The organism is Pseudomonadota bacterium, from assembly GCA_026388315.1.
GTDB lineage: Bacteria > Desulfobacterota > Syntrophorhabdia > Syntrophorhabdales > Syntrophorhabdaceae > MWEV01.
The window spans coordinates 20453-33004 of record JAPLKA010000091.1 but is presented as its reverse complement, the minus strand read 5'-3'; the positions used below and the strand labels follow the sequence as shown (position 1 = coordinate 33004).

General features: G+C 45.2%; 11 protein-coding genes. All 11 read left to right on the top strand.

Annotation, left to right across the window (positions count from 1 at the left end):
* Positions 1 to 362 precede the first annotated feature (362 nt).
* The 11 genes from NTX75_13335 (at position 363) to NTX75_13285 (ending at position 12546) form a co-directional block, all read left to right on the top strand.
* On the top strand, positions 363 to 1721 hold the full coding sequence (locus NTX75_13335; protein MCX5817197.1) for a putative DNA binding domain-containing protein: 1359 nt from the start codon (positions 363 to 365) through the stop codon (positions 1719 to 1721).
* A 322-nt stretch (positions 1722 to 2043) separates the two neighbouring features.
* On the top strand, positions 2044 to 2247 hold the full coding sequence (locus NTX75_13330) for a hypothetical protein (protein ID MCX5817196.1): 204 nt from the start codon (positions 2044 to 2046) through the stop codon (positions 2245 to 2247).
* Entirely contained in the window at positions 2244 to 4592 is a 2349-nt protein-coding gene (locus NTX75_13325) for a hypothetical protein (protein ID MCX5817195.1), read from the top strand. The genes NTX75_13330 and NTX75_13325 overlap by 4 nt, the downstream gene beginning before the upstream one ends.
* A gap of 60 nt (positions 4593 to 4652) precedes the next feature.
* Positions 4653 to 5789, top strand: coding sequence for an SIR2 family protein (locus NTX75_13320; GenBank protein MCX5817194.1), 1137 nt, complete (start codon positions 4653 to 4655; stop codon positions 5787 to 5789).
* Between the two features lie 377 nt (positions 5790 to 6166).
* Positions 6167 to 6604, top strand: a complete 438-nt coding sequence (locus tag NTX75_13315) for a 3'-phosphoesterase (GenBank protein MCX5817193.1) — start codon at positions 6167 to 6169, stop codon at positions 6602 to 6604.
* A gap of 425 nt (positions 6605 to 7029) precedes the next feature.
* On the top strand, positions 7030 to 7311 hold the full coding sequence (locus NTX75_13310) for a hypothetical protein (GenBank protein MCX5817192.1): 282 nt from the start codon (positions 7030 to 7032) through the stop codon (positions 7309 to 7311).
* A gap of 299 nt (positions 7312 to 7610) precedes the next feature.
* Positions 7611 to 8780 carry an ATP-binding protein gene (locus NTX75_13305; protein MCX5817191.1) on the top strand — a complete coding sequence of 390 codons (1170 nt, stop codon included), beginning with the start codon at positions 7611 to 7613 and terminating at the stop codon, positions 8778 to 8780.
* 147 nt (positions 8781 to 8927) lie between these two features.
* Positions 8928 to 9380 (top strand): Lrp/AsnC family transcriptional regulator, encoded by a 453-nt coding sequence (locus NTX75_13300; protein ID MCX5817190.1) that lies wholly within the window; start codon positions 8928 to 8930, stop codon positions 9378 to 9380.
* Complete coding sequence (hemL, locus tag NTX75_13295; GenBank protein ID MCX5817189.1) at positions 9373 to 10659, top strand: glutamate-1-semialdehyde 2,1-aminomutase; 1287 nt, start codon at positions 9373 to 9375, stop codon at positions 10657 to 10659. The genes NTX75_13300 and hemL overlap by 8 nt, the downstream gene beginning before the upstream one ends.
* Positions 10656 to 11777: an alanine racemase gene (gene alr / locus NTX75_13290; protein MCX5817188.1), complete on the top strand. Its 1122-nt coding sequence runs from the start codon at positions 10656 to 10658 to the stop codon at positions 11775 to 11777. Before hemL ends, alr begins: the two co-directional genes overlap by 4 nt.
* Positions 11767 to 12546 carry an ABC transporter permease gene (locus NTX75_13285; protein MCX5817187.1) on the top strand — a complete coding sequence of 260 codons (780 nt, stop codon included), beginning with the start codon at positions 11767 to 11769 and terminating at the stop codon, positions 12544 to 12546. Before alr ends, NTX75_13285 begins: the two co-directional genes overlap by 11 nt.
* Positions 12547 to 12552 lie beyond the last annotated feature (6 nt).

Sequence of the window (12552 nt, the reverse complement as noted above, 5' to 3'; positions counted from 1 at the left end):
AGAGAATGCCTGTTACCTGCTCCTGGCATTTATCTCACTGAAGATGGAGATGAACTGGAGAACAACGAAAATAGGGAAGGTACGTCCTAATTTGCCCCTCTATAAAAAATTTACACAATTATGTTGACAGTACCTCTTTCTTTAAACGGCAGTGTTTGTGAACTCCTATTTTGTAACCGGTATTTCATCATCAATAACCATTGACACCCCTCAACCCGTTTGATAGCATTAGGGAAAATAAACTTGAGGATGGGGTTGATAAAGTGTTATTGCATGACTTGACCCCAGAAGGTTACTCGGTCAGTTTGCCAGGGGCGTGTAATTAGAGAAGATCATTCGGGAGAATCTCAAAGGGATTGGATATGAGCTTTAGGGAAGGCGAAACGATTGAATTTAAGAAAAGCCTTGCTTCCCTCAAGGAGGGCTTGATTTCAATCTCGGCAATCCTCAATAAACATGGAGCAGGTGAACTGTGGTTTGGTGTTGCCCATGACGGCAAACCAACAGGTCTTGTTATAAATGATAAGACACTCCGTGATATTTCGCAATCTATTGCAGCGCATATTGAACCCAGGATTTACCCCCAGATTACCCCGGAAACACTTAACGGAAAGGCCTGTATCAAGATAACCTTTTCAGGGAAGGAAAAACCCTATTTTGCATACGACAGGGCTTACATGCGCGTGGCCGATGAGGATAGACACCTTACCGCAAAAGAACTTGAAAACCTTATCCTTGCGAGAAACCGCGAGGCGCTCCGCTGGGATAACGAGCCCTGCAAAACCTCCATCAAAGAACTTAATGAAAGAAAAATAAGGGCCTTTGTGAAGCGGACCGGTCTGGCATGGGACAATGTCTCAAATGTACTGGAGAAACTGAGCCTTATGCAGGATGGACAATTGCTCAATGCAGCTCCTCTCTTTTTTGCCAAAAAACCTACGCTTCAACTGCGCTGCGCTGTTTTTGCCTCAACGGATACGGCAACAATTATTGACCGTCACGATTTTACCGGCGACATTCTGGAGCTTATCGAAGAAGCGCAGAAATACATTCTCAAGAATATTCACATCGGCATGAAACTCGATGGCCTCTACCGCGTGGATGTGCCTGAAATTTCAGTAGCGGCTATGCGCGAGGCAATTATCAACGCCTTCTGTCATCGCGACTATCGCGACTCGGACTATGTGCAAATAGCCATTTTCAAAGACCGCGTCGAAATCCGCAATCCCGGTGGGCTTTATGGTGGCTTGACAATTGACAGAATACGTAAAGGCAATGTTTCCAAAAGGCGGAACCCCCTTGTTGCCGAATTGCTCCGCCGTATCCAGATGGTCGAGACTTGGGGGCGAGGAATGCGCCTCATTCTTGCTGAGGAACCGACGGTACAATTCAGCGAAGTAGCCCAAATCTTTACCGCTGCTTTTAACAGGCCATCTTATGCCGGGCTGGATAAGGCTATCGATAAAACCTCAACCCCGAAGGAACCGGAAAGAATCACCGAAGAGAGTTCGGGGAAAAGTTCGGGGAAAAGTTCGGGGAAAACAGAAGAACGGATAGTCAGGTTGCTTTCGGTTAATGGAAAGCAGACCATTCCTGAACTGGCGGATACCCTTGGCATTACAACCCGTGCAGTGGAGAAACAGATTGCCCGTTTGCGCAAGCAAGGCCGTCTGTGTCGCGTGGGGCCGGCCAAAGGCGGTCACTGGGAGGTAGTGAAATGAAAATCCTTTTCGCCAGAGACAAGAGGGTGTGCAATTCAGGATGTCCCGGTCAAACCCTGATTCACTACACAAAATCATTTGCATTATTCATTTCATGGGGTTAGTATTCTTGGATACAGTAAGGGGGAGGCAATGGAGGACTGCTTTTCCGGTATTATTCGAAGGGATTGACGAAAGGACTTGCAAGTTGTCCAGTGCAGAAAACAACGTCCCAGCCATGTGTATTAAGCGATTCACCGACGATTGATTTACAAAGATGGGGTGAAAATGTATGATTGCGGAACCTGACCTAAAAGGTTTGTCTATATATCGGGGGGGGGAAGTGAAGTCGAATGGTGTTGACTGGATTACGACCTCTGTCGTCAAAGCCCACGGTCTGGGTATCGTAACTGATGCTGTTTTAGTAAACATCCACGAACTACTTCGAGAGGAATTCAGTGAACACCAGCTTTCAGCCACTGCGCTCAGAAGTATTGCAAAAAAGCTCATCTTGGACATGGTGCCCGAGACTAAGGCAAAGGAATGAGGGTCAAGAGTATCCAGCTATCGTGGTTCCGCGGGGCTGCTGATGCAGTTGCGTTAGACTCGGACTGTAAATCTATGGTCGTCTATGGAGCAAATGGCGCTGGCAAGTCATGCTTCGTAGACGCCATCGAGTATGTACTCAACAGGGGGAAAATAGGGCACCTGACTCACGAGTACAGCGGCAAGCGTCAAGAAAGAGCAATTCCTAATACTCACAAACCAAAAGAAGAAAAGACTGAGTTGGTGTTTACTTTCAGTGACGACTCTAAACTCAAAATTCAGATCAATCCAGATGGCTCCGCAAAGAGTTTAGGTGACGACCCCGTCGCCATGAACACTTGGGACTATGGACGCACAATACTGCGACAGGACGAGGTTGCTGCATTCATCCACAACACTAAGGGCGCTAAGTATTCTGCCTTGTTACCACTCCTCGGCCTTCACGGGATGGAGGTAGCTGCAGAGAATTTGAGACAACTCGCTAAGTTCGTTGAGGAACAGTCCAAGCTGACAGCCACAAAAGCGACTCTCAATGAGGTCGAAAAAAAGAGAAAGTCAGTTTTCGGCACCGACAGTGATGACCAGATATTCAAGACAATAGAAGATCTTCATTCCAATTACTGCACGGGCGAAACTGCCACAAAAGACGTTTTGTCGCACTGCACAGAGCTGGCTACCGAGATCACCAGCCGGATTGCACAGTTCTCAGCAGATCAGAAGCAATACCTCATACTGCGGGACGCAGCTGCGCTCGACCTCAAAAGCCATCTCGATAGCATACGCGCAGCCAATGCCGAGCTCACGAAAGTAGTGGAACCACTCATCAATGAAAAGATAGAAGTCCTTCAAAAAACGGCTTCATTCATGGGAAAACTGGTTGACGAGAAAGAAATAAAATGTCCAGCTTGTGGCCGGATGATTCCAGTGGATGTATTTCGCACACACATTAAGGGTGAGCAGGAGCGCCTCACGAAAATCACTGGTATCTTCGATGAACGCAAGAGTGAAATTGGGTATCTATCTGATGCGGTAAAGTTGCTTAAGACTAATCTCAACAAAGAAGACGTGAAATCATGGAAGGCCGAATGCCAAAAGGGGTTACTGGCAGATAATTTCATATGCCTCGATAAAATCGATGCCGAGGCACTTCGTACATCGTGTGAAGAAAAAGATTTGAAGACGATCGAAGAAAAGTTGTTGCCCTTGATCGATGCCTCGGGCGCTATTTCAAAGGAAGCACCTGTTGAGGTTCAGCAGTTGTCAACTGATAAAGGCCTAGTTGAGACCGCCAAATCCCTGCTTGTGATTTCTGAACAGACGGCTTCCGTAGCTCGTGCGGAGGCACTTATCTCTTTTATCAACTCTCTGGAACAAGCTATTCGAGACGAGATCAGGTTACGCTCACGGATGGTAATCGATGATATCTCGGGGGACGTGCGGGATATGTGGGCAATCTTACATCCGAACGAACCAATAAAGGACGTACACCTTTATCTTCCGGATGAGACAGATAAAGCTATCGACATAGGTCTTATATTCCACGGCATCGAACAGGATTCGCCCCGGCTGACCTTATCCGAAGGCTATCGGAATAGTCTTGGTCTCTGCATCTTTTTGGCCATGGCTAAGAGAGAGTCACACAATGACCACCTTTTGGTGCTCGATGACGTAGTGGTAAGCTTTGACCGGAATCACCGAGGCATGATCATCGATGTCTTGGAGAAGTATTTTGGTAAGCGACATCTCCTAATTTTTACACATGACCGCGAGTGGTACACCGAACTTCGTCAACAACTTGATGGAAAGAATTGGAATTTCAAGACGCTATTGCCTTACGAGACCCCAAACATTGGTATACGTTGGTCCCACAGGACGACGACCTTTGATGATGCTCGTGCTTTGTTGAAAGAGCGTCCAGATGCGGCCGGCAATGACGCGCGGAAAATAATGGACATCGAGCTCGCACTCATTGCTGAGAAACTGCAGATTAGATTGCCATTCTTGCGTGGTGAGAAGAACGATAGAAGGTTGGCCCATGACTTTCTTGAACGCTTTGTGGCCGACGGGAAGATATGCTTTCAGAAAAAAGCGGAAAAGAAGTATGTTGGTCACTCCGATGCGATCGAGGCATTCGAGAAAGTAGATAGGCTGTTGGTCGCATGGGCTAACCGAGCCAGTCACACATTCAACCTCGTAAGTGCTGAGGCCGCAAAGTTGTTGGATAGCTGCGAGACAGCTCTTGAGTGTTTTAAATGCTCGTCATGTGGCATGGGGGTCTGGTTCGCCGACGCAGAAAGCGGTGAATATGTTCAGTGCAAATGCGGTGAGATACGCTGGCGATATTGAAAAGGATAGACAGATCAGATCAAAGAACTCCGTTACAGAGGCAACAAACATGAGGAACCTATGCCACTAAACACAACTATTACGCAATCACCTGTCATTCTATTTCTCGGTGCTGGTGCATCAGTTCCTCTTGGGAAACCTGTTATGGAGAAATTTGTCACAAGACTTATTGAAGACACTGAGGCTGGAGATTTTGCTAATTTATTATCAATTCTCGTATCAGCCAGAGGGCACGATTTAGAGTCGATCATGGGGGATCTTGAGACTTTTTTGAGCTTAGACTACGTGTCATCATTCGTGTTCCAAAGCAAACCGACATTCCAGGCAGACTGGAGTGATGCTGCCAGATTACGATCCTTAATACGGCATTCTATTATCCGAGAGTATCGCACTATCGATGTCAAAAGGACTATAGAGGTGTATCAACCTCTATTTGACACCATATTCTCCCATGTGGACTCAGCAGTCTACTGCTTGCCTGTATTCACCACGAACTATGATTTGGCAATTGAAAGTTTTTGTAATGAGCAAGCTTATCCTCGTCATTATGATCTCATCGATGGTATGGAGGAGTGGGGCCGAGAAACAATTTGGACCCCCAGTGAGTTTGAGACGCTTCGAATCAGAGCACCCATGGTTGGTGAGACTGAGTCAGATGATCTCGCAAAGGCACTTACCGTGCTTTCGAAAACGATTGATCAGACATTTAGCGTCGGTTCCGAGCCTCAGCGCCGGAAGCTTGTCCTTTTCAAGCTTCATGGATCAGTAAATTGGATGCGCGTGACATCGACAGGAAAAATCATGCAATCATTACCTATGTACGATGTCGTTGATTCAGATGAATACCAAAATACAATCATCTATCCGGCTGGTAATAAAGTGGCCACATCGGAGCCCTATTTGACTGCTTACGATTACTTCTCCCGATGTTGTGAGCATGCAAAACTCGTAATTGCCATTGGATACTCCTTCCGCGACTATGACGCGTTGGTTAGTCTTCTGAAAGCAAGACGGGTGAATGACGAGTTGACACTTCTGCTGTTATCTCCTGATGCATATAAGGTTTTGGAGAGCATACCCGATGAAGATAGAATTTTCTGGACCCGAGCGATATATGGTTATTTTGGAAATATGGATAGCGAGACCAAATACTTGCCAGAAATCGATGAGGCGCTTCGGGCCTGCCTTAAGAAGTGACTCAACAATTAATGTGGCATACGTTAGATGAGAAACCCCAAGGGTCAGTCGTTGACGGTTTGTTGCCCAAACAACATGCGATAATATGTTTTGAATCATGAGCAGGAAGAACTTTTCGTGAGTCGTGACTTCAAGCATGCCTTGGGCACCCTGCCGGTAAGCAGTAATGTGCCCGCGGCCAGTGCCGTGTCTGGGCCGGCCTGATTTGTTCGAAGCCCAGCGGCAAGTTAGAAGACCGAATGGATGTGAACCGTTGCAAGGGTAAGGAAGCGTAGCGGAGCAGCGAGGGAAACAGTGTTCCGGCCATTCCATTTTTTTGCATATACTAAAACTTTGTGACATTTAAATAAAACGCCCTGTTGTGTTATTATATACTCATGCCGATCTTTGTAATCCATGAACATCATTCCAAAAAACTTCATTACGATTTCAGGCTCGAAATAGATGGAGTACTCAAGTCCTGGGCTGTTCCAAAGGGGCCTTCCATGTCACCTCAGGATAAAAGGCTTGCCATCATGGTTGACGACCACCCGCTTGAATACGGTACTTTCGAGGAGATAATCCCGGATGGACAATATGGCGCCGGCCCTGTTCTCATCTGGGATTCAGGTGACTATACGCCAATTGCTATAGATATGGTCAAAAAACACATAGAGTTCATTCTTAACGGAAACAAGCTTAAGGGAGCATTCATATTAACGGGACTGAAAGGGAAAGAAAAAGAGTGGCTCCTCATTAAGAAAAAGGATGATTTTGCCCAACCATCTTATGAAATCAAAACGGAGCTTACAAAAACAAAGTTAGCCGATGCATAGTTGTCCTTAATGAGAAACGATTTACAATATGTTATAAAAAGAATTGTATCAAAATATAATTACACAGAGGATAGTCCGTATGACTGACGGAACAACCAGATATTACTATGTCGATGAAGCCGGAGATGGAACAATCTTCAACTCCAGAGGTCATGTCATAATCGGCAGCGGAGAGTATCTACCGATATAAAAGAGGTTAAGAGAGGAAGACATTGTGAATAAAAAGCATTGTATATCAAGCTCTCACACCAGCGGGGAGGAGGTTTGCACAATCTTTTCCATGTATATCGGCCACTCCTCGATTCCTTGATAATGTTTGACAATTCTACCAATGAACCTCGTATCATCGCTCATGAGAAAAATGGTATACTGACGGTCATAAATGATAGCACGTTTAGGACTATACTGGCTTTGGCGGAGGTAAAATGAAAAAGGAAACAAGACAGAAGAAAGGCGTAAAAGACCTGCCTCTTGAGATAAAAGCAGAAATGGCGTTGAAGGAAGCCGTTGCCGAGGTTATGGCTGAGCATAAACGGCGTGGCTATCCCATAGCTGTATGGCGTGACAATAAAGCGGTATGGATAACTCCTGAGGAGATCGTGGTTCCTCACATACAAGAAGAAGTCGTCCTGGCAGGAGAAGTTCATGATTATGGTGAAAATTCATCTTACCTGGAAGAGAAAAAGCCAAAAGGGCCATCCGCTTAGAGAAAGATAAAGGGTCTGCCCTTGAATTTTGAATCCTGGCAGACTAATTTGCCGCCTCCAGCCACCCTAAAAACCCCTTCAGGCAATTTGTAGACACTGTGTCTACAAATCCATAATCCGCCACAAAGCCAGTAGAAATAAAGGGTTGTAGCCATTCCTCCGTCTGATTCCGCTACATTGCGTAATGCCATGTGAAAGAAGCCAGATGTCATTGAGCAATTTTACTCAACCATTGAGTAAAATTGTTTGCATAACTCAAAACACTGTGATATAAGCATATTATGAGGTACCAACGTTCCTTGTTCTCAACCCTTTACGCTGAGCTTTCCCACCCGACCACAGTTATTCATGCCATGATCGGCCCCAGGCAAGTGGGAAAGACTACTATCGCCCGACAGATTCAAGAGTCTATCAACATTTCCACGATATATGCCACTGCCGACAGCCCTGTGCCTTTAGACACGACCTGGATCGAGACACAATGGCGCCGGGCCATTGCCGACGGTACCGCATCTGGTGCTCCGGTAATTCTCATTCTCGATGAGCTTCAAAAAGTACGGGGATGGAGCGAAACCCTCAAACTTCTCTGGGATAGTCGCCCCGCTTTCCCGGAGGTTCGCGTATTGATTCTTGGATCATCCGCTTTGTTGATGCAGGAAGGATTGTCGGAGAGTCTTGCAGGCAGGTTCTTTTTGCACCGATGTAATCATTGGGGGTATTTGGAGTGCCGCGATGCCTTCAACTGGAGCCTGGAGCAATGGATCTATTTTGGCGGCTATCCTGGGGCGGCAGCATTCATTGATAACGAGACTTCATGGAAGCGCTATATTACCGATTCCCTTATCGAGACCGTTCTGGCGCGGGATGTTATGCAGATGAGCAAAGTCGCCAAGCCGGTGCTACTGCGTCATCTCTTTGCCTTAGCGGCCACGCTTCCTGCCCAGTTTGTTTCTTACACAAAAATGTTGGGCCAGCTTCATGATGCCGGCAACACCACCACACTTGCCCACTATCTGAAACTACTTGAATACGCATTTCTTGCCAGTGGTCTGGAGCTTTTCTCGCGGGGGCTACAGCGTAAGCGCGGTAGCAGTCCGAAGCTGGTGCTCTGGAACAATGCCCTGGTGAACGCCCTTTCTACGCGAAGCTTTTCCTATTCCCTCGATGATACGATCTGGTGGGGACGCCTTGTGGAAAACGCTGTAGGCGCACATCTATGCAACAACCTTAATTCGGTGGAATATACTATTACCTACTGGCGGGAGGGGGATCATGAAGTCGATTTCGTCGTATCCAGAGGGCGTGACATCTGGGCTATCGAAGTAAAAAGCGGTAGAAGCGGCAAAGCGGTGGGTTTGACCCGTTTTCGCAATCGTTATCCCGATGCACATGTGTTGCTTGTGGGAGGGCAGGGAATTCCGCTGGTGGAGTTTTTCAGCACGGACACAGCCCTGTGGTTCGTATCATGAGAAGCGGTGTTGCACTCGCTCCTCCGCAAAGGAGAAGTTAAAAGACCAGCGGTTATTACATATAAATATGGATGAGAGTAAAAAGGCCTTGCCTCTTGTCTTACTTTTCATTTGAAAAGACCTCTGTTGATGTGTAAGATAGACACTGTGGAAAAAATCTTAAAAAAACTACCTGATGACTTTCCGTTAACCGAAAATCCATATAAAGAAATCGCACTGGGGATAGGCATAAGCGAGGATGAACTTATAGAGCGCTTAAGGAATCTGAAAAATGAAGGTGTTATCAGACGGATAGCCGCCATCCTCTATCACCGAAAGGCATCCTATACGCACAATGCAATGGTCGTGTGGAATGCGGAAAAAGATATTGAAAAAACAGGTGAAATAATGGCCTCCTTCTCTGAGGTAAGTCACTGCTACGAAAGGGACAGGGGAGGATACTGGCAGTACAACATATACACCATGATACACGGAAAGAGCATGAAGGAATGCAATGATATCGCCCAACGCATATCAGAAAAAATTGGCATAAAAGATTATCGGATGTTTTTCAGCAAGAGGGAGTTCAAAAAAATTGCACTGACGGTAAGTCATGAATAAAGAAAAATCAGAAAAATATTTTAATGAAGCTCAAAGGCTGATGCCCGGCGGTGTCAACAGTCCTGTAAGGGCTTTTCAATCGGTTCATGATACACCCTTCTATGTAAAAAAAGGGAAGGGCGCATATCTGTATGATGTTGACGGCAATGCTTACCTCGACTATGTAGCTTCATGGGGTGCAATAATCCTCGGACATGCTGATGACGGACTCATCAATGAAATCAAAATTGCGCTGGAAGATGGAACAAGCTTCGGCGCATGTCACCCTTACGAAATTGAACTGGCACAACTCATTGCAGACGCTTTCCCGTCAATAGAACTTATGAGGCTTACCAGTTCAGGCACTGAAGCTACAATGAGCGCCATAAGGGTTGCGAGGGGGTTTACCGGAAAGGATGGTATTATCAAGTTCGGAGGGTGCTACCACGGACACGTGGACAGCCTTCTCGTCAAGGCAGGCTCCGGTCTTGCCACATTTGGCGTACCGGACAGCAAGGGCATACCGGAAGACCTTGCCAGACACACGTACATAGCCGATTTTAATCACATCGATTCAGTTTCAAATATTGTTGAAGAAAATCAGGATATTGCATGTATCATTTTAGAACCTGTTATGGGCAACATGGGCGTGATTTTGCCGGAAAATGACTTTCTTTATAAAGTTGAGGAGTTATGCAGGAAAAAGCATATCCTTCTTGTTTTTGATGAGGTTATAACGGGATTCAGGGTTGCCTTCGGCGGGGTTCAGCATCTATACGACATTACTCCCGACATAACTTGTATGGGAAAAATTATCGGCGGAGGTTTCCCTATAGGTCTTTATGGCGGGAAAAAGGAGATTATGGAGAGGGTTTCACCTCTCGGAGATGTATATCAGGCAGGTACCTTGTCAGGAAACCCGATTGCTGTAAGGGCCGGCATATATATGCTTAATTACTTGAAGAATAATTCGCAAGTATATGAATTAATAGGTAAATACGGCAACGAGCTAAAAAATGCCATACTTGAAATTGCCCTGAAGTATGACATTCCATACACGATAAACAGTATTACCGGTATGTTTACGGGCTTTTTTTCTGATGACCATGTCCATGATTACATCTCTGCTCTTTCCGCAGACCGCACCCTCTATGAGAGATTCTTTAAACTGATGCTTGAAGAGGGGATATTCTTTGCCCCGAGTTCATTTGAGGCTTCGTTTGTTACACTTTCCCATGGGGATAATGAACTGTCAAAAACAGTTGCAGCCTATGAAAGGATATTTAAAAAATTATCATGATAAACAACCAGAGAGCCCGGGCATATGTAGATTTAAATGTGATTGACCAGAACTACAGGGCGATTAAAATATTATTGCCGCATAATGTAAAAACCCTTTGTGTAGTAAAAGCTGATGCTTACGGTCACGGGGCAGTTGAAATAGCCCGAAAACTTGAATCTCTTGGTGTAAATTATCTCGGTGTTGCCACAACCGACGAAGGAATAGAGTTGAGGAATAATGGCATCACTATACCCATACTTGTGATGAGCGGCATATTAATATGGGATGAGATTGAATATCTCTATAAAAACAAGCTTACAACCGTTGTGTATGATATCAATATGCTTCAAAGGCTGAAGGAAGAATCGCTGACTCATGATGAAACCCTGAAAATCCATATAAAAGTAGATACAGGCATGGGAAGACTTGGTTTTAACCCTGACGAGCTGCCCGTTGTAATCAGAGAGATAAAAGAACCCTGCAAAATAGAAGTTGAAGGCTGCATGAGCCATTTTTCTTCCTCTGAAAACAGGGATGAATATGGTTTCAATCAGATAGCAACCTTTAATAAAGCTTTACAGCTTCTCAAAAAGAATGGTATTAATCCTGAGCTTATTCATATGGCGAACAGCGGTGCTATAGCACAATATCCCGAGGCGTACTTTAATATGATCCGTGTTGGTATTGCACTCTACGGTTCTTATCCATCGAAAGGCCTTTCAAAGATATTGCACGTAAAGCCTGTTATGAAGTTTTCCTCCAGGATAGCGCTTATAAAAGAATTTCCTCCAGGTTCCTCACTCAGCTACGGGAGAACTTTTATAACAGAGAGAAAATCGAGGATTGCATACATACCGGTTGGCTATGCAGATGGTTATCCCAGGTCGCTCTCAAATAAGGGGTCAGTTCTCATTAATGATAAGCGGTGTAATGTTGTAGGAAGGATATGTATGGACTGGCTGCTCGTTGATGTAACAGATAAAGATAATATTACTGTCGGGGAAGAGGTTATTCTTTTGGGAAGCGGTATTCGTGATGCGATAACAGCAGACGAGATCGCTGAACATACAGGAACAATTCCATACGAAATACTATGTAAAATATCAAAAAGGGTTCCAAGAATTTATGTACAGTAAAAAGCCTATACATTACAATCCCTTCTTGCAAATTACGGAAGCCTTGAAAGAACTTGGAAGCATCGGGGCAATGTTCCTTGAAACCGTACATCAAACCTTCAGAAGGCCTTTTAAGCTGAACTATATCTTTAAACAAATGGAATTTATCGGTGTAAATTCTTCCGTTATTGTAATCATTACCGGAGTTTTTACCGGAATGGTGCTTGCCCTTCAATCATATCACGGTTTCAGAAAGTTTGGAGGTGAAGGGCTTGTTGGGGCAACGGTAGCATTGAGTATGACGAGAGAGCTCGGTCCGGTGCTTACGGCCCTTATGGTAACAGGGAGGGCAGGTTCGGCCATGGCTGCAGAACTTGGAACAATGAGAGTTACCGAGCAGATAGATGCTTTGACGGTAATGGCCCTTAATCCGGTAAAATATCTGGTTGTTCCGAGGGTTGTAGCAGCATTTTTTATGCTGCCCGTATTGACTATCATATCTGATTTTGTTGGTATCCTCGGGGGATATATTGTGGGGGTGAAACTCCTGGGTATTAATGAGGGTGCATTTATCACCAAAATAATAAAGCATCTGGATCTCGATGATATTTACAATGGCCTTATAAAGGCAGCCTGTTTTGGAATAATCCTCAGTTTGATTTCCTGTTACAAAGGATTTTATACAAGTGGCGGGGCAGAGGGTGTAGGAAAATCAACAACTGAAGCGGTTGTTATTTCAAGTGTCTCTATATTGATTTCTGATTATGTGCTTACATCATTGATGTTTTGATTTATT